At 61.5% G+C, this 16,583-nt stretch carries 19 protein-coding genes; 14 read left to right on the plus strand and 5 right to left on the minus strand.

Annotated elements, in window-relative coordinates; all coding sequences use genetic code 11:
• Positions 1-8 precede the first annotated feature (8 nt).
• The 4 genes from BM079_RS10975 to BM079_RS10990 all read left to right on the plus strand — a co-directional run bounded on the left by BM079_RS10975 (position 9) and on the right by BM079_RS10990 (position 4,276).
• A complete protein-coding gene (locus tag BM079_RS10975; RefSeq protein WP_090133929.1) occupies positions 9-947 on the plus strand; it encodes an ABC transporter permease subunit in 939 nt (312 codons plus the stop codon).
• Between the two features lie 56 nt (positions 948-1,003).
• Positions 1,004-2,005: an ABC transporter ATP-binding protein gene (locus BM079_RS10980; protein WP_090133931.1), complete on the plus strand. Its 1,002-nt coding sequence runs from the start codon at positions 1,004-1,006 to the stop codon at positions 2,003-2,005.
• Entirely contained in the window at positions 2,002-3,027 is a 1,026-nt protein-coding gene (locus BM079_RS10985) for a dipeptide ABC transporter ATP-binding protein (RefSeq protein ID WP_090133933.1), read from the plus strand. Before BM079_RS10980 ends, BM079_RS10985 begins: the two co-directional genes overlap by 4 nt.
• 112 nt (positions 3,028-3,139) lie before the next feature.
• Complete coding sequence (locus BM079_RS10990; protein WP_090133934.1) at positions 3,140-4,276, plus strand: FUSC family protein; 1,137 nt, start codon at positions 3,140-3,142, stop codon at positions 4,274-4,276.
• Here BM079_RS10990 and BM079_RS10995 read toward each other — a convergent pair.
• The gene (locus BM079_RS10995; protein WP_175489671.1) at positions 4,273-4,680 is read right to left on the minus strand and encodes a hypothetical protein; all 408 of its coding nucleotides are present in this window, start codon (positions 4,678-4,680) and stop codon (positions 4,273-4,275) included. The two genes, BM079_RS10990 and BM079_RS10995, sit on opposite strands and share 4 nt — an antisense overlap.
• Positions 4,640-4,933 (minus strand): FAD assembly factor SdhE, encoded by a 294-nt coding sequence (locus BM079_RS11000; protein ID WP_090133938.1) that lies wholly within the window; start codon positions 4,931-4,933, stop codon positions 4,640-4,642. The genes BM079_RS10995 and BM079_RS11000 overlap by 41 nt, the downstream gene beginning before the upstream one ends.
• A 204-nt stretch (positions 4,934-5,137) precedes the next feature.
• Between BM079_RS11000 and ihfB the strand changes: the two genes are divergently transcribed.
• The 3 genes from ihfB (at position 5,138) to lapB (ending at position 7,066) form a co-directional block, all read left to right on the plus strand.
• On the plus strand, positions 5,138-5,434 hold the full coding sequence (ihfB, locus tag BM079_RS11005) for an integration host factor subunit beta (protein WP_090133941.1): 297 nt from the start codon (positions 5,138-5,140) through the stop codon (positions 5,432-5,434).
• Positions 5,435-5,569: 135 nt separating this feature from the next.
• The gene (locus BM079_RS11010; protein ID WP_090133944.1) at positions 5,570-5,875 is read left to right on the plus strand and encodes a lipopolysaccharide assembly protein LapA domain-containing protein; all 306 of its coding nucleotides are present in this window, start codon (positions 5,570-5,572) and stop codon (positions 5,873-5,875) included.
• Positions 5,876-7,066, plus strand: a complete 1,191-nt coding sequence (gene lapB / locus BM079_RS11015) for a lipopolysaccharide assembly protein LapB (protein ID WP_090133946.1) — start codon at positions 5,876-5,878, stop codon at positions 7,064-7,066. It abuts the gene before it with no gap.
• Positions 7,067-7,094: 28 nt separating this feature from the next.
• On the opposite strand, the gene pyrF is transcribed toward lapB, so the two are convergent.
• Entirely contained in the window at positions 7,095-7,787 is a 693-nt protein-coding gene (gene pyrF, locus BM079_RS11020; RefSeq protein ID WP_090133948.1) for an orotidine-5'-phosphate decarboxylase, read from the minus strand.
• A gap of 161 nt (positions 7,788-7,948) precedes the next feature.
• On the opposite strand from pyrF, the gene BM079_RS11025 reads away from it, so the two are divergent.
• From BM079_RS11025 to BM079_RS11050, 6 genes are all read left to right on the plus strand, one after another.
• Positions 7,949-8,215: a ComEA family DNA-binding protein gene (locus tag BM079_RS11025; RefSeq protein ID WP_090133950.1), complete on the plus strand. Its 267-nt coding sequence runs from the start codon at positions 7,949-7,951 to the stop codon at positions 8,213-8,215.
• A 259-nt stretch (positions 8,216-8,474) separates the two neighbouring features.
• Entirely contained in the window at positions 8,475-8,960 is a 486-nt protein-coding gene (locus BM079_RS11030; RefSeq protein ID WP_090133952.1) for an FxsA family protein, read from the plus strand.
• Positions 8,961-9,125: 165 nt separating this feature from the next.
• Positions 9,126-9,419, plus strand: a complete 294-nt coding sequence (locus BM079_RS11035) for a co-chaperone GroES (protein ID WP_086899633.1) — start codon at positions 9,126-9,128, stop codon at positions 9,417-9,419.
• Positions 9,420-9,477: 58 nt separating this feature from the next.
• Positions 9,478-11,121, plus strand: a complete 1,644-nt coding sequence (gene groL, locus BM079_RS11040; protein ID WP_090133955.1) for a chaperonin GroEL — start codon at positions 9,478-9,480, stop codon at positions 11,119-11,121.
• 119 nt (positions 11,122-11,240) lie between these two features.
• Entirely contained in the window at positions 11,241-11,732 is a 492-nt protein-coding gene (locus tag BM079_RS11045; protein WP_090133957.1) for a GNAT family N-acetyltransferase, read from the plus strand.
• A complete protein-coding gene (locus BM079_RS11050; protein ID WP_090133959.1) occupies positions 11,729-12,496 on the plus strand; it encodes an RNA methyltransferase in 768 nt (255 codons plus the stop codon). The genes BM079_RS11045 and BM079_RS11050 overlap by 4 nt, the downstream gene beginning before the upstream one ends.
• A 48-nt stretch (positions 12,497-12,544) precedes the next feature.
• On the opposite strand, the gene BM079_RS11055 is transcribed toward BM079_RS11050, so the two are convergent.
• Both BM079_RS11055 and BM079_RS11060 read right to left on the minus strand, forming a co-directional pair.
• The gene (locus BM079_RS11055; RefSeq protein ID WP_090133961.1) at positions 12,545-13,240 is read right to left on the minus strand and encodes a glutathione S-transferase N-terminal domain-containing protein; all 696 of its coding nucleotides are present in this window, start codon (positions 13,238-13,240) and stop codon (positions 12,545-12,547) included.
• A 102-nt stretch (positions 13,241-13,342) separates the two neighbouring features.
• On the minus strand, positions 13,343-14,704 hold the full coding sequence (locus BM079_RS11060) for a Na+/H+ antiporter family protein (protein WP_090133963.1): 1,362 nt from the start codon (positions 14,702-14,704) through the stop codon (positions 13,343-13,345).
• Between the two features lie 218 nt (positions 14,705-14,922).
• On the opposite strand from BM079_RS11060, the gene BM079_RS11065 reads away from it, so the two are divergent.
• The gene (locus BM079_RS11065; protein WP_090133965.1) at positions 14,923-16,479 is read left to right on the plus strand and encodes a bifunctional GNAT family N-acetyltransferase/carbon-nitrogen hydrolase family protein; all 1,557 of its coding nucleotides are present in this window, start codon (positions 14,923-14,925) and stop codon (positions 16,477-16,479) included.
• Positions 16,480-16,583 lie beyond the last annotated feature (104 nt).

The following is a 16,583-nucleotide window of genomic DNA, read 5'->3' on the forward strand; positions in this document are numbered from 1 at the left end:
GGCCACACATGACACAGGTTACCCCTCAGCCCCCGGCCGCTACACCCGGGATCGACGACGGTGCTCCGGCCGAGCAGACGGCAAAACGCCCGTCGCCACTGCGCGACGTCTGGCGCAGCTTTCGCCGCAACCGTGCGGCGCTGGTCGGCATGGTCATCATCGCACTGATCGTCGTCATCGCCTGTCTGGCCGACGTGGTCGCACCCTACTCACCTGTCGCGCAGTTTCGTGACAGCGTGCTGACCCCGCCCTTCTGGCAGGACGGCGGCTCGCTGCGCTTCGTGCTAGGCACCGACGATCTCGGCCGCGACATTCTCAGCCGCCTGATTCACGGGGCGCGACTGTCGATGACCATTGGCGTCATCGTCGTATCGCTGTCGCTGGGCATTGGCGTGTTGCTGGGTCTGCTGGCCGGCTTTCTACGCGGCTGGATCGACACCGTCATCATGCGACTGATGGACATCATGCTGTCGATCCCGAGCCTGTTGCTGGCCGTGGTCGTGGTTGCCGTGCTCGGGCCGGGGCTTTTCAACGCCATGCTGGCGATCGCGGTGGTCTATCTGCCCCACTACGTGCGCCTGACGCGCAGTTCGGTGATCACCGAGCGCGAGCGTGAATACGTCATGGCCTCGCGCCTGGCTGGTGCCGGCATGTTCCGGCTGATGTTTATCACCATCCTGCCCAACTGTCTCGCCCCGCTGATCGTGCAGGCCACGCTCAGCTTTTCCAACGCCGTGCTGGATGCCGCCGCGCTGGGCTTTCTCGGTCTGGGCGCCCAGCCGCCAACGCCGGAATGGGGCAGCATGCTGGCCGACGCTCGTCAGTACGTGCTGCAGGCCTGGTGGGTCGTGACCTTCCCCGGGCTTGCGGTCCTGATCACGGTGCTGGCGTTCAACATCATGGGAGATGGCCTGCGCGACGCCCTTGACCCGCGCCTCAAGCGCTGACGAGCCGATAGACACGACAACAACAAACATCGACCACTGCACAACAGGAGAGCGCCATGGCGCTTCTGGAAATCGAACAGCTCAGCGTGGCCTTCGATACCGATGAAGGCACCTTCCCTGCCGTGTCGGATCTGAGCCTGACGCTGAATGAAGGTGAAGTTCTCGGCATCGTCGGAGAATCGGGGTCCGGCAAGAGCGTGACCATGCTGGCGATGATGGGGCTTTTGCCCTTCAATGCCCGGGTCGAGGCCAGCCGCTTTCATTTCGCCGGTCAGAACATGCAGACCCTGAGTGACCGTGCTCGGCGGCGCCTGACCGGCAACGATATTGCGATGATCTTTCAGGAACCCAGCACCAGCCTCAACCCGAGCTTTACCATCGGCTTCCAGCTGCTGGAGGCCATCAGGGCGCATGAAGGCGGCAGCCGCCGGCAGCGGCGCGAACGCGCCATCGAGCTGCTCGATCAGGTGGGCATTCCAGCGCCCGCCAAACGCCTGAGCGACTACCCGCACCAGCTCTCGGGCGGTATGAACCAGCGCGTGATGATTGCCATGGCGATTGCCTGCAATCCGCGTCTGCTGATTGCCGATGAGCCGACCACGGCACTGGATGTGACCATTCAGGCGCAGATTCTGGATCTGCTGATGCGGCTGCAGGAGGAGCGCGGCATGGGCATGATTCTGATCACCCATGACATGGGCGTGGTGGCCGGTGCTGCCAGACGTGTGGCCGTGATGTACGCCGGCCAGCTGATGGAAACCGGCGCCAGCCACGATGTTTTCCGCGAGCCGGCTCATCCCTATACCGGCGCGCTGCTCAACGCCCTGCCCGAGCGCCACCCGGGGACGACGCGCCTGCCGACCATCCCCGGCGTGGTGCCTGGCATCGGAGACCGACCGCAGGGCTGCCTGTTTCATCCGCGCTGCGCCCACGCGCAAAAGGACTGTCGCGCCAGCCGCCCGTCACTTGAGGCCCGACATGCCGAAACCGGGCTCGGCACGCGCCATGTCCGCTGCTATCACCCGCTGAACGAAGAAGATCTGGAGATCATGTCATGAGCCGACCCGACCTTCTTGATGTCTCCCCGCTTGACGCGCCCCTGATGGAAGCGCGCGATCTCGTTCAGACCTATCAGGTGCGCCAGGGCTTTCTGCGCCGCGCCGAACTCCACGCCGTGCGCGGCGTCAGCTTTACGCTCCATGCCGGCGAGACCCTGGCGGTGGTCGGCGAGTCCGGCTGTGGCAAGTCAACGCTGGCCCGTATGCTGACCCTCGTGGAACCGCCCTCCTCGGGCGAGTTGTCGGTCGACGGGCGTGACGCGGCGTCACCGGATCGCCAGACACTCACCGCACTGCGTCGCGACGTGCAGATGGTGTTTCAAAACCCCTACGGCTCACTCAATCCTCGCAAACGCATCGGCACGATCCTGGAAGAGCCGCTGGTCATCAACACCTCGACCCCGGCCGACGAGCGCCGGCGCATGGCGCGCGATATGCTCGCTCGCGTCGGGCTGCGCCCGGAGCACTACGACCGCTATCCGCACATGTTCTCCGGCGGTCAACGCCAGCGCATCGCCGTGGCGCGTGCGCTGATGCTGCGTCCCCGGGTGCTGGTGCTGGATGAGCCCGTTTCGGCGCTGGATGTCTCCGTACAGGCCCAGGTGCTCAACCTGCTCAACGATCTGCAGCAGGAATTCGGGCTGGCCTATCTGTTCATCTCCCATGATCTGAGCGTGGTGCGCCACGTTGCCGACAACGTCATGGTGATGTATCTGGGGCGGCCGGTGGAGGTGGGCTCACGCGAGGCACTGTTTACAACACCGCGCCATCCCTATACCCAGGCGCTGCTCTCGGCCACGCCCTCGGTCAACCCCGACGAGCGCCGTGACCGGATCGCGCTCAGCGGCGAGCTGCCCTCGCCGCTGTCGCCGCCGCCGGGCTGTGCCTTCCATCGCCGCTGCCCGCACGCCCGCCCCGAGTGTGCCGACAAGCGCCCCGAGCTGCGCGAGATCGAGGGCGCCAGGGTGGCCTGCCATTTCGCCGAGGAGATCATGGCAAGGCCCCTGACCGGAGCAGCATGATAATCACCGGGCGCATCGCTGCGCCCGATGATTCATGAACGAGGATTGCCCCTCGAATTTCTGGCGTCGCGGACGATAAAATAGGCACACTCACTTTTCATCCCGGCGCCCCATGGCACGCATACGCTTTCGCGATCCCTACTTCAATTACCGTTACCGTCACTATCTCTACACGCTGCGCGCCACCATCGCGCTTGGCATCACCTTCACCATCATTTCGCTGTTCAATATTCCCCACAGCATCTGGGCGCCGGTCAGCACACTGATGGTGATGGGCAATCTGCCCCATGTCGGCGGTGTGCTCGACAAGGGCGGCCAGCGTCTGATCGGCACCGCTCTGGGGGGCGCGCTCGGCATCGTGCTGCTGCTGATTCCGGCGCCATCGGGCACCGTGCAGATACTGACACTGGTGGCCATTGCCGTGGCGCTGCACGCCACCTTTACCTCGCGCTATGGCTATAGCGTTTTGATGTTCGGCATCACGATCCTGATGGTAACCGGCGACGGTAATCAGGACATGACCATCGCGCTGTGGCGCGCCTTTGATGTGCTGCTGGGCACCAGCGTCGGTATCGTCATCACGATCATCATGCTGCCCCAGAAAGCCACGGATCTGTTTCGCTTCATGCTGGCCGACAATCTCGACCGTCTGGCGAGCCTCTATTACGCCCACACTCTGGCCACCGAAGCCGATCATGACCAGACGCTCGAGGAGATGAAAAAAACCACCTCACAGCTGATCAAGCAGCGCGCTCTGGTGGATGCCGTGCACAAGGAAGGCAGACTGCGCCGGGGGGAGCTCAACAGCCTGCTGTCGCTGGAGCGACGCATGATCTCGACCGTCGAACTACTGCTGGAGACCCACTGGGATACCCGCAACGGTCACGACATCATCGAAAGTCTGGAAGGGCTGCGCACGGATCAGCAGCAGCTGGCCCGCTCGCTGTCGATGCTGGCGCATCAGGTGCGCACCGGTCAGGAGATCGATCTCGACATCGCGGCGCTGGATCTGCAACGCTATGTCAACCGCGCCTTTTCCGGACGCTCCGCCTCGGGGCGCGCCCTGTTCAGCCCGAGCGGCTATCTATGGCTCAACCGCGAGCTGGCGCGTCAGGCCCGCGCCCTGGTGGGCTATCTGGGCAATATTCAACGTCTGCCCAGCTCGCGCCTGAGAAAGCGCGCCAGTCGTCATCATCTGGTGGGCGGCCGACGCCTGAGCGACGAACGTCCCGACAGCCCTAGGATCTAAACGGTCTCTTCGAGGGCCGCCTCTTTTGATGAGGTGTTCAACAGCGCCCGGCGCAGCCGACGAAAATGCCCGGGCGGCAGCATGTCGTACCAGAGTGCGTAGCGCCGGCCCTCGATGATGACCTCGCACAGCAGAGGCCCCACCCGGGACGCCCTGATCGTCACACTCTGCCACTGACCACGGCAATACTGCTCCCAATGCCCGCCATCGCCAATGCGAAGCGGCGGCGGCACCCGCCCTGCCTGCTGCCATCCCAGCGCGACAAGCACCACCAGCACCACGCCCGCCCAGATCAGCGAAACCCAGAGCGCACAAGCCAGTGCCATGGCGCCGGCAATCAGACAATAGAGAGCGAGCGCCGCCCTAGAGCGGACGAACGTCGCCTGTACGGGTACTTTCGGCATAATCGATGATGCTTGTAATGATGGGCACCAGTGCCGGGTCATCGGGTTCGCCGCGGCGCATCAGCCATAAAAACAGATCCTGATCCTCCCGGGCGATCAGCGTCTGATAGGCAGTCTGGTCCTCATTGCTGAGCCCGTCGAAGCAGTTCTCGAAAAAAGGCACCAGCATCAGATCCAGTTCCCACATGCCACGACGGGAATGCCAGTAAAGACGCTTGCGCGCCGTGGCATCAAAGGCTTGTTGTTCGCTCACATTGATCTCCTGTCAGAGGGCAGCAGTCATTGCATCACGAGACGCGCGCGCCATGCCACGCCCGTGATGATCGTGCCCCCTGAAAGCCGGTCGGACATGAATTTTGACGGATATGTAGTGCGTTGTTTTATCTCACATTAGCGGCTATGCTGGAAACAAATAAAAATCCTGAAGGCGCCCGACAGGACGGATGGAGACCCACTGATGACGAAGTCCGAATTGATCGAACAGATTGCCGCACAACAGTCAGAGCTGTCCGTCAAGGAAGTGGAATCGGCCGTGCGACTGATTCTTGACGACATTACCGAGGCACTGGCCGGCGGCGGCCGCGTGGAAATCCGTGGTTTTGGCAGCTTCTCCCTGCACTATCGCGAACCGCGCACCGGGCGCAATCCCAAGACCGGCGATCCGGTCAGCCTCAACGGCAAGCATGTGCCCCACTTCAAGCCCGGCAAGGAGCTGCGCGAGCAGGTCAATGCCAGCCGCGAACAGGGCCTTTGAACCTCTCCTTCAACCGTCTCCCGTCACGACGATTCCAGCGCCTCAACGCCATTGGGCGAGTGCCGTAGCCATCGCTGCGTGCCCTCGCCGGTGTTACACTGCTGGCAATTGGACAGGGAAAATCAGGGATCTGCTATGCGCTGGCTTAAGGGCGTGGTACTTGCTGTTGTCACATTGATCGTTCTGCTTCTGGGCATGCTGTTTGCCGTACGCAACCAGCAGACCGTGCCGCTGGACGTCATCTGGGCGGAACTGCCGCCTGCCTCACTTTCCCTGTGGCTGCTGTCGGCGCTGGTCGTCGGGGTGCTGCTGGGCATGGTGGCCATGTCGGGCCTCTATCTGCGCCTGCGCACCACCCTCATGCGCGCCCGTCACGATAATCAGCAGCAGCGCAAGGAGCTTGATCGCCTGCGCGTTCAGGAGTTCAAGGAAGCGCCCTGAATGCTGGATCCCGTGCTGCTCCTTATTCTCATTGCGGCAATCGGCATCGGCTGGTGGCTGGGCCGCATGGAGCGAAGGCACTATCGCTATCGCGACAGGACACTCTCCGGTCAGCGCCTGTCGCGCGACTATTTCGTCGGATTGAACTTTCTGCTCAACGAGCAGCCCGACCGCGCCATTGAAACCTTTGTTCAGGCGCTCGAAGTCAACGGCGACACCATCGATACCCACATTGCGCTGGGCAATCTCTTTCGTATGCGCGGTGAGACCGACCGCGCCGTCAGAATTCACCAGAATCTTCTGGCCCGCCCCGTTTTGACCACCGCCCAGAGCGAGCAGGTGCAGCTCGAGCTGGCCCGCGACTTCATGCGCCTTGGCGTGCTTGATCGCGCTGAACGCCTACTCGCCGGGCTGATCCGTCAGTGCGAAAACGAGGAAACAGCTACGGCGTCCAAGCGATTGATGGTGGATCTCTATGAGCGTGAGAAGGACTGGCAGGCAGCGCTGGAGGTGGCCCTGCCTCAGCTGGTCCGTCAGGACGAATCACTTCGCCGCGCCGCGGCCCACTGGCACTGCGAGCTGGCCGAACAGGCCATCGAGGAAGGCAGTCCCGGCCCTGCGCGCAAGCATCTCAAACAGGCGCTCTCCATCGATGGCGCCTGCGTTCGTGCCAACTGGGTGTATGCTGATATCGAGCACCGCGCCGGCAACTACCGCAACGAAATTCGCGCCCTATGCCGCATTCGCGATCAGGACAGCGACATGGTGCCCGTCACGCTGGCCCCCATACAGCGTGCCTTTGATCTGCTCGATGATGAGGAAGGTTTGATCAACTTTCTCCACGACCAGCTCGAGAAAGCGCCCTATGTCTCTTTTGTGCTGCTGCTGGCCGAGCGACTGCACATGCGTGATGGCATCGAACAGGCCACCCGTCTGGTCAGCGAACAGCTGCAGCGCCACCCAAGTCTGCGCGGGATCGACTATCTGATGGACCTTTATCTCAAGGCCGTCCCCGAGCACGAGCTTGAGCACCTGCGCCTGCTCAAGCGTCATACCGAGCAGCTCATGGCCCAGCGAGCCCGCTATCGCTGCAAGAGCTGCGGCTTTCAGGGCGAGCAGCTCTACTGGCACTGCCCCAGCTGTCGCCAGTGGGGCACCATCAAGCCGATCACGGGGCTGGAAGGCGAGTAGCGCCCCTGCGCCCCTGCGCCCCGTTACATCATTCAAGGAGCTCCTGCTCGATGGCTACCAGCGCCGCCATCGGATCGTCGGCGCGCGTGACCGGTCGACCGATCACCAAGTGCGTGCTGCCGGCCTGCATGGCTTCACCCGGCGTCATGACGCGGTGCTGATCATCGCGTCGGGCAAACGCCGGCCGAATCCCCGGCGTCACCCGCAGGAAATCCTGGCCACACTGCGCAGCTACCGCGCCAGCCTCGCGCGCCGAGCAGACAACGCCCGCCATCCCGCTCTCCCGGGCCAGTCCTGCCAGAGCCAGCGCCTGCTTGCCGGCACTACGCGTGACGCCGGTCTCGGCAAGCGTCTCGTCATCCATGCTGGTCAGCACGGTGACCGCAATCAGGTGCGTGGGCAGCGAATTTCGAACAAGCACATCACGCGCGGCCTGCATCATGTGGCGCCCGCCCGAGGCGTGCACATTGACCATCCATACACCATGATCTGCGGCAGCGTGCACGGCAGCGGCCACCGTATTGGGGATATCATGGAACTTGAGATCCAAAAAGACTTCAAAGCCGCGCCGATGCAGGGCATCCAGCACCTGCGGACCGCTGCGCACAAAAAGCTCCTTGCCCACCTTGAGGCGACAGCGTTGCGGGTCGAGCTGGTCCACCAGCGGCAGCGCCGCGTCCAGACTGGCATGATCGAGAGCAATAATCAGAGGGGAAGACATGCGGGCTCCTGTAGTTGGCGCGATCAGTATAGAGATTGTGCCCTGCCGGCGGGATAGCTGACGGCCATCACGCGGCACAACCCGATATATAAATATTATCTAAATAAGGGCAGACTCCCGCCGATACCCTTGAATGTATTCACATCATTCAAGGAACCCGCATGTCCCGCAAACTGCTCGCCATGATCCTCACCACTGCTGCACTGTCCCTTTCTGCCCCGCTGATGGCCGATGAGCTGGCGGTCAACATCAATACCGCCACCGCGGCCGAGCTGACAGCCCTGCCCGGCATCGGAGAGAAAAAGGCAGATGCCATCGTTGCCGATCGTGAAGAGAACGGCGCCTATGAAAGCGCCGATGATCTGAGCCGCGTCAGCGGTATCGGCAGCGCCACCGTTGATCAACTGCGCGACGGCGTCGAGCTCTGATCGCTCGACGGGCGGCGGCACCGATGCTGCCGCCCGGCCTTCCTGCCTGATCCTGCTGCCCTTTCCCGCCTGTCCTGACGGCTCGACTTTTGTCTCCTGTCATCGTCCGGGCATATACCTCTCGCACCTGACATGCCAGTATTCCTGTCTTTCCCGGCTGCCGTGCTCATCCTTTCATGAGAAAGAAACTTTCCATGAGAGCAACAGAGCGACCACGGCCTCCCCGTCAACACAACGACTGCGAGAGTGCGACCACATCATGCCCCTGCTCCTCCCCATCGGCTTTTTTTTGTTGCTGGATCTGATCTCGATTTTCGTACTGGGCAAACTGATCGGTGCCTGGGTGTTGCTGGTCATCGTTCTGGCGGCGGCACTCGGGATGCATCTGATCCGCCGCGAAGGGCTCGATTCGTTTCGCCAGGCCCAGCAAAAAATGGCCACCGGCGGCGTGGCAAGTCTTGAGCTCAAGCGCGGCGCGGGCATGATCATGGCTGGCGTTTTGCTGATCATGCCCGGCATTCTCACCGACGTCATTGCCCTGTTCTGTCTGATGCCCTTTTCGCGAACCGCGATTCTCGGCCGCTTCATGCGCAGCAACATCAACGTGCATCGCTACCATCCCAACCACGACAAAAGCGGTGATACCTACACCCAGACTGGAAGCGATACCTCAACGGATCAATCCTCCCAAACCCGCGTGATAGAAGGCGAAATCGTCGATAATGACAGGGCGCCGCGCAAGTAAAAAAATTGCGTGCCCCCCTTGAAACACTTCAATGCGACCTCATTAATCTGGCACGTCGTGATATCGACCCAAATACTCCGGTCACGCCGGACCCCGGGGGGCGCCAGCGCCACGGCCTGATCGCCCCCGCGCAGTTCATGTAACCAATCAGGGAGAACGTGAGAAATGAACATCCGTCCTTTGCACGACCGAGTTGTCGTTCGTCGCGTGGAAGAAGAACAAAAGACCTCCGGTGGCATCGTTCTGCCCGGCAACGCGCAGGAAAAGCCGACCCGCGGTGAAATCCTCGCCGTTGGCAAGGGCCGCATCCTTGAAAGTGGTGAAACCCGCCCGCTCGACGTTCAGGTCGGTGACAAGGTGATCTTCAAGGATGGCTTTGGCGTTGAGAAACAAAAGATCAACGGTGAAGAAGTTCTGATCATGAGCGAGTCCGACATTCTCGGCGTGCTCGAAGGCTGATACCTCTTTTACGTCTACGTCATTTTTTTAACGAACATAGAATCGAGGAATTACCGTAATGTCCGCCAAGCAGATCAAGTTCTCCGATGATGCTCGCAAGCGCATGGCGCGAGGCGTCAACGTTCTCGCCGATACCGTCAAGACCACGCTGGGGCCGAAGGGCCGCAACGTTGTTCTGGAAAAATCCTTCGGTGCACCGACCGTCACCAAGGATGGCGTCTCCGTCGCCAAGGAAATCGAGCTGAAGGACAAGTTCGAGAACATGGGCGCGCAGATGGTCAAGGAAGTCGCTTCCAAGACTTCTGATGTCGCCGGTGACGGCACCACAACCGCCACCGTTCTGGCTCAGGCCATCGTCAATGAGGGTCTCAAGGGCGTTACCGCCGGCATGAACCCGATGGACCTCAAGCGCGGCATCGATCTGGCCATTGCCAAGGCCGTCGAAGAGATCCGCAGCATGGCCGTTCCGTGCACCGATTCCCGCGCCATCGCGCAGGTCGGCACCATCTCTGCCAACGGTGACAACACCATCGGTCAGATCATTGCCGATGCCATGGCCAAGGTCGGCAAGGAAGGCGTCATCACCGTTGACGAAGGTCGCGGTTTTGAAGACGAGCTCGAAGTTGTTGAAGGCATGCAGTTTGATCGCGGCTACCTGTCGCCCTACTTCGTGACCAACAACGAAACCATGTCGGTCGAGCTGGAAGACCCCTACATCCTGCTGGTCGACAAGAAGATCTCCAACATTCGTGAGCTGCTGCCGACGCTGGAAAGCGTTGCCAAGGCCGGCAAGCCGCTGGTGATCATCGCTGAAGACATCGAAGGCGAAGCGCTGGCGACCCTGGTCGTCAACAACATGCGCGGTATCGTCAAGGTCGCCGCGGCCAAGGCGCCGGGCTTTGGTGATCGTCGCAAGGCCATGCTGCAGGACATCGCGATCCTGACCGGCGGTACCGTGATCTCTGAAGAAGTCGGCCTGACGCTTGAGCAGACCACGCTGGATCACCTAGGCAGCGCTCGTCGCATCACCATGTCCAAGGAAAACACCACCGTCATCGACGGCAACGGTGTAGAAGCCGACATCGAAGCGCGCGTTGGCCAGATCCGCACCCAGATCGAGGACACCTCCTCCGATTACGATCGCGAGAAGCTCCAGGAGCGTGTTGCCAAGCTGGCCGGCGGTGTTGCTGTTATCCGCGTCGGTGCTGCCACCGAAGTGGAAATGAAAGAGAAGAAGGCTCGCGTTGAAGACGCGCTGCACTCGACTCGTGCTGCCGTTGAAGAAGGCGTGGTGCCCGGTGGCGGTACAGCACTGGTTCGCGCCTCGGCACGCCTGGCCGACATGAAGGGCGAAAACGAAGACCAGACGCACGGCATCCAGCTGACCATCCGCGCCCTGGAAGCACCGCTGCGCCAGATCGTCACCAACGCTGGTGAAGAGGCTTCCGTGATCCTCAACCGCGTTCGTGACGGCGAAGGCAACTTCGGCTACAACGCCCAGACCGGCGAGTACGGCGACCTGTTTGAGATGGGCGTTCTCGACCCGGCCAAGGTCTCGCGCTCTGCGCTGCAGTCGGCCGGCTCCGTTGGCGGTCTGATCATCACCACCGAAGCCATGGTGGCTGACGATCCGGAAGAGAAGGATGCTTCCGCCGGCGGCGGTGACATGGGCGGCATGGGTGGTATGGGCGGCATGATGTAATCATCCCCCGAAGCCCGACCCCTCGAGGTCACTTCAAGGGCCCCGCTTTATGCGGGGCCTTTTCATGTCCATGGTATGCTATGCACCATTACCCATGACTCCTGTATGTGCCCGCTACCATGACGCTTTCCATTCGCGCCGCCCTCCCCGATGACGCTGCCACCATCGTGCGTTTCATCACCGAACTGGCCATTTATGAGCGTGCCGAGCACGAGATGAAGGCCGACGAGTCGATGATTCGAGACACCCTGTTCGGCGATCGCCCGCATGCTCATGCCCTGATCGCCCGGAAAGACGATCAGCCGATCGGTCTGGCCGTCTATTTTTTCAATTACTCGACCTGGCTGGGCCATCGCGGCCTTTATGTCGAGGATGTGTTTGTCACCGCCAGCGCCAGAGGCCAGGGCGCGGGACTTGCCCTGATGCAGGCACTGGCCCGCATCGCCGTGGACAACAATTGCCCGCGTTTTGACTGGCAGGTGCTGGACTGGAATCAGCCCGCTATCGACTTCTACGATGCCATCGGCGCTCTTCCCCGCAAAGAGTGGCTCTCCTACCGCCTCGAAGGTGAAGCGCTCAAGCAGTTTGCCGACTCGGGAGACGCCTCATGACCGGCCAGCGATCGACGCTCGACAACATCCGTATCGTGCTGGTACAGACCTGGCACCCGGGCAATATCGGCGCCGCGGCGCGAGCGATGAAAACCATGGGGCTCGAACAGCTGGTGCTGGTCAACCCACGCCAGTTTCCGGATGAAGATGCCACCCGCATGGCGGCCGGCGGCGAGTCACTGATGGACAACGCCCGCGTGGTAGACAGTCTTGAAGAAGCGGTGGCCGACTGCGGCGCCGTGGTCGGTCTCTCTGCGCGCCTGCGCAACCTTCCTCTACCGCAATTCGAGGAAGGTGACGAGATGGCGCGCGAGCTGGTGTCGCTGGCAGAAAACATGCCGGTCGCGCTGGTGTTCGGTCGTGAGCGCTCGGGTCTGACCAACGATGAAATTGCCTGCTGCACCCATCAGCTGAGCCTGCCCGCCAATCCCGACTACCCGGTGCTCAATCTTTCCCAGGCCGTGCAGGTCTGCGCTCACGAACTGTATCGGGCCTGGCGCCACCGTCAGGCAGCCGGTGCAGCACCCGGTCAGGAGACGACTTCTCAGCGCGCGAAGGACCTGCCGCCGAGTCGCGAGCAGATGCAGCACTTTCAGCAGTCACTGGCCACTGCGCTTCAGGAGGCCGGCTTTTTGAACCAGCCTCACGCCCAGACGCTGGAGCGACTGCAGAACTTCTATCAGCGCGCCGCACCCACTCGAAAGGAACTCTCGCTTTTGCAGGGGGCACTGCGCGCCCTGACCACACCTGCCGACAAGCCATGAAAAGGGCCCCACCATGGGGCCCTTTTCATGGCTCCAACAGCTTTCGAATCAACGTGTACCGACGCGCGGCGCGTTGCGGGCCATCGCGCCGAACAGGTCCAGCATGCGCTCGTGCCACTGCGCCACCGGATCCTCTGCCTTCAAAAGCGGCTGCTCACGCACCACGTATGCCAGCATGAACATGCCAAACACCAGATAGTCAGCGCCGCCCGGGTGGTCGCCATCAATGAAGTCGCTGCCCTCGAGCTGGGCCCGCAGCGGCGGCAGCGCCTTGTCCAGCATCTCAAGACCCTGCTCGGTATTCTGGAAGGCCTCAAGGGTCATGCCAAAGCGCGCTTCACGGCTTTCACGAAAGTACGGCTGATCCTTCGGGTCGATGATCGAGAACACATCCAGAATGGCAATCTTCATCAGCGCCGGCGCCAGCGTGGTCTCGGCCCAGTGCTTGATAAAGCGCGCCCGCGAGCGGGCCATGTCATCACCGAACAGCGCCGGCCCCGGATATTTTTGATCCAGCCAGGTCATGATATCGAAGCTGTCGGTCACGACCTCGTCGTCCTCATCGACGATGACCGGCACCTTTTCCTGGTTGGAAAAGGCAATGTCCTGCTTGTCGCTGAAATGCCAGGGGCGGGTTTCCAGCGTCAGCCCCTTGTGGCGCATGGCCAGCGCCGCGCGCCAGCAAAATGGCGAAAACCTAAGGGCCGTGTCCTCACCACAAAGGTCATACATGATGCGTGCCATGCTTCCTCCCCTTCCTTGATGTCATCGGCAGCAGCGCTGTCGCGCTACACCCCACTATAGCAGTCGGGGCGCACCGCGCAGGTCAGCGCATGTCGAGCGACATCAGAGGATCATGGCAGCGAGCCAGCCAAAGGCCAGCAGCGGCAGGTTGTAGTGCACAAAGGTCGGGATGACCGAATCGCGGATGTGATCGTGCTGCCCATCGGCAGCCAGCCCCGAGGTCGGCCCCAGCGTTGAATCGGACGCCGGGGAACCGGCATCGCCGAGTGCCGCCGCCGTGCCCACCAGTGCGACCGTTGCCAGCGGTGAGAAGCCGAAACTCAGCGCCAGCGGCACGTAGAGCGAGGCGATGATGGGAATGGTCGAAAACGATGAGCCGATGCCCATGGTGATAAAAAGCCCGACCAGCAGCATGATCAGCGCTGCCAGCGCCTGGCTGCTGCCAAAGGCGTGCGCGCTCTGGACCAGTTCATCGATCTGCCCGGTCGCCTGCATGACGCTGGCAAAGCCGGCCGCGGTGATCATGATAAAACCAATGGTCGCCATCAACCGCATGCCCTCGGTAAAGACGCCATCCTGCTCGCGCCAGCGAAACACGCCGCCCAGCGAAAGCACCACAAAGCCTGCCAGTGCCCCCAGCACCATGGAGTCCAGCCACAGTTGCACGGCAAGCGTCGCACCGATCGATACCACCAGCGCGCCCCACTGCCACGGCCTGAGCCGGGCGCGTTGATCGCTTCTATCGGTGCTGCTTTCAGGCGCAGCGGCATCGGCCTGACCCGCCACGGCGCGATCCTCGTAGATACGCGGACGGCGATAGCTGATAAAGACGGCAACCAGCAGCCCCACCAGCATGCCGGAGATGGGCAGCGCCATCGCCGTGGGCACCTGGGCGGCCGTGATCTCAAGCCCTACGGCCTCGCCGGCCGAGTTGATGTTGGCCAGTAGAATGTCGTTGAGAAAGATGGCGCCAAAGCCCACCGGCAGCAGCATGTAGGGCGCGGTAATGCCGAAGGTAATCACACAGGCCACCAGTCGACGGTCCAGCTTCAATCGGTTGAACACCGGCAGCAGCGGGATGACCACGATGGGAATGAAGGCGATATGGACCGGCACCAGATTCTGCGAGCAGACCGCCGCAGCCAGAAGGGCCACGATCAGAAGTGTCTTCAGCGCTTGAGGGCGCATGCGTTCGCCTTCCAGTGCGTTGATGAAGCGCCGCGCCACGCCTTCGGTAATCCCCGAGCGCGCCAGCGCCACGGCAAAGGCGCCGAGCGCGGCATAGGACAGTGCGATACCGGCCCCGTCACCGATACCGTCATTGAAGGCCTCAAGCACTTCGTGAATGGATAGACCGCTGTAGAGGCCGCCGCACAGCGCGGCCACAATCAGGGCCGCCACGACCGGTACGCGCGCAAGGCTCAGACCGACCATGACAAGAATGGAGATGACAATGGCATTCATTGACGCAGCAACCGCAGGCAGAGAGTGAAACCCGACCGCAGCGGACCGGGATGGCGTTGGCCCCTTGAAAAAGAGCGCGCGAACTCTATCACAAACGCCTGCATGCGGGCGGCTCCGACATGCGCATCACGACTCTATACATCGCTTTCAGGCACCTGCATCGCCTCATGCTAGACTGGGCGCTACCGTGACCGACGTTTTCTGGAGCAAGGATCGCCATGTCGATCGAAGACCTACACCTTAATCTGCGCAATCTTGAAGTCGAGGATTACGCCAAACTCAAGGTGCTGATGGATGTTGTTTACAATGACATTGGCGGCGCCTGGGAAAAGCACACCATCGATCGTCTGATCGCCGAGTTTCCGGATGGTCAGATCGTCATCGAGGATGAAGACCGCATCGTCGGCGTCGCCCTGACCGTACTGGTCGATTACGAAACCTTCTCCAATCCGCACAAATACGACGACCTGATCGGCAACCGGGAAATCATCCTCAACAACGCCGAGGGTGATGCCCTGTACGGTCTGGACGTTTTGATCGACCCGGCCTACCGCGGCTATCGTCTGGGGCGGCGCCTGTATGAAGCGCGCAAGGACCTGTGCCGCTCCATGAACCTGCGCGCCATCCTCGCCGGCGGGCGCATTCCCAACTATTTCGAGCACGCCGCCGAACTGTCGCCAACGCAATACATCGATCAGGTCTCGCGCAAGGAAATCCACGACCCGATCCTCTCCTTTCAATTGGCCAATGACTTTCTGGTCAAGCGCCTTTTGAAGAAGTACCTGCCCGAGGATGAGCGCTCGCAGGGCTACGCCACCCTGCTTGAGTGGAACAACATTCTCTTCGAACCGGTCGAGCGCGTGCTTGAATCACGCAAGACCCAGGTACGGGTTGGTGCCGTGCAGTGGCAGATGCGCGAATTCGCCTCGGTAGAGCAGGTATTACAGCAGGTCGAGTTCTACGTGGATGCCATCGCCGATTACCAGAGTGACTTTGCCGTCTTCCCCGAGCTTTTCAACACACCGTTGATGGGGTTGACCGATCAGTCCAACCAGGTGGATGCCATTCATTTTCTGGCCGGCTTTACCGAGCGATTCAGGACCGAAATCTCGCGCATGGCGGTCTCCTATAACATCAATATCATTGCCGGCTCCATGATGGAGGAGGACAGCGAGGGCAAGCTCTATAACGTTTCCTACCTCTGTCATCGTGACGGCGAGATCGAGCGTCAGGCCAAGCTGCACATAACGCCACAGGAGCGACGCGACTGGGTGGTCGAGGGCGGCGACGAGCTGCAGGTTTTTGAAACCGATGCCGGTCGCATCGGCATCCTGATCTGCTATGACGTTGAATTCCCCGAACTGCCACGGCTTCTGGCCGAGCAGGACATGGACATTCTGTTCGTGCCGTTCTGGACCGACACCAAAAACAGCTATCTGCGCGTGCGCCACTGCAGCCAGGCCCGCGCGATCGAAAACGAGTGCTACGTGGTCGCCTGCGGCAGCGTGGGCAACGTGCCCTCGATCGAGAATCTGGACATACAGTACGCGCAGTCGTCGGTATTTTCCCCGTCGGACTTTGCCTTCCCGCACGATGCGGTCATGTCGGAAACCACGCCCAATACCGAGATGGTCATGTTCTCCGATCTCGATCTGACCCGCCTGCGCGTGGTCAGAAGCGAGGGCTCGGTGACCAATCTGAAGGATCGACGCAAGGATCTCTTTGATCTGCGCTGGCGTGACTGGTCGTGGAAATCCGGCGCTACGGATTCATGATGATACGAATCGCTATAGCGCCATCATTGCCTTTACGAAACGCTGTTCTAAGCTTTGACGAGAATCGGTAGGCATACCTGCCGATTCCTCAACAGCAGGAGGTA

Origin of the sequence: Kushneria avicenniae (genome assembly GCF_900112585.1) — a bacterium.
GTDB classification, from domain to species: Bacteria; Pseudomonadota; Gammaproteobacteria; order Pseudomonadales; family Halomonadaceae; genus Kushneria; species Kushneria avicenniae.

Excerpts from the sequence above, each read along its gene's own strand:
- BM079_RS10985 (WP_090133933.1), top strand. The coding sequence starts at position 2,002 with ATGAGCCGACCCGACCTTCTTGATGTCTCCCCGCTTGACGCGCCCCTG.
- BM079_RS11050 (WP_090133959.1), top strand. The coding sequence starts at position 11,729 with ATGACCGGCCAGCGATCGACGCTCGACAACATCCGTATCGTGCTGGTA.
- BM079_RS11065 (WP_090133965.1), top strand. The coding sequence starts at position 14,923 with ATGTCGATCGAAGACCTACACCTTAATCTGCGCAATCTTGAAGTCGAG.
- BM079_RS10975 (WP_090133929.1), top strand. The coding sequence starts at position 9 with ATGACACAGGTTACCCCTCAGCCCCCGGCCGCTACACCCGGGATCGAC.
- BM079_RS11025 (WP_090133950.1), top strand. The coding sequence starts at position 7,949 with ATGTCCCGCAAACTGCTCGCCATGATCCTCACCACTGCTGCACTGTCC.
- BM079_RS11045 (WP_090133957.1), top strand. The coding sequence starts at position 11,241 with ATGACGCTTTCCATTCGCGCCGCCCTCCCCGATGACGCTGCCACCATC.
- BM079_RS11055 (WP_090133961.1), bottom strand. The coding sequence starts at position 13,240 with ATGGCACGCATCATGTATGACCTTTGTGGTGAGGACACGGCCCTTAGG.
- ihfB (WP_090133941.1), top strand. The coding sequence starts at position 5,138 with ATGACGAAGTCCGAATTGATCGAACAGATTGCCGCACAACAGTCAGAG.
- BM079_RS10995 (WP_175489671.1), bottom strand. The coding sequence starts at position 4,680 with ATGCCGAAAGTACCCGTACAGGCGACGTTCGTCCGCTCTAGGGCGGCG.
- BM079_RS11030 (WP_090133952.1), top strand. The coding sequence starts at position 8,475 with ATGCCCCTGCTCCTCCCCATCGGCTTTTTTTTGTTGCTGGATCTGATC.
- BM079_RS10990 (WP_090133934.1), top strand. The coding sequence starts at position 3,140 with ATGGCACGCATACGCTTTCGCGATCCCTACTTCAATTACCGTTACCGT.
- pyrF (WP_090133948.1), bottom strand. The coding sequence starts at position 7,787 with ATGTCTTCCCCTCTGATTATTGCTCTCGATCATGCCAGTCTGGACGCG.
- BM079_RS10980 (WP_090133931.1), top strand. The coding sequence starts at position 1,004 with ATGGCGCTTCTGGAAATCGAACAGCTCAGCGTGGCCTTCGATACCGAT.
- BM079_RS11060 (WP_090133963.1), bottom strand. The coding sequence starts at position 14,704 with ATGAATGCCATTGTCATCTCCATTCTTGTCATGGTCGGTCTGAGCCTT.
- groL (WP_090133955.1), top strand. The coding sequence starts at position 9,478 with ATGTCCGCCAAGCAGATCAAGTTCTCCGATGATGCTCGCAAGCGCATG.
- BM079_RS11035 (WP_086899633.1), top strand. The coding sequence starts at position 9,126 with ATGAACATCCGTCCTTTGCACGACCGAGTTGTCGTTCGTCGCGTGGAA.
- lapB (WP_090133946.1), top strand. The coding sequence starts at position 5,876 with ATGCTGGATCCCGTGCTGCTCCTTATTCTCATTGCGGCAATCGGCATC.
- BM079_RS11010 (WP_090133944.1), top strand. The coding sequence starts at position 5,570 with ATGCGCTGGCTTAAGGGCGTGGTACTTGCTGTTGTCACATTGATCGTT.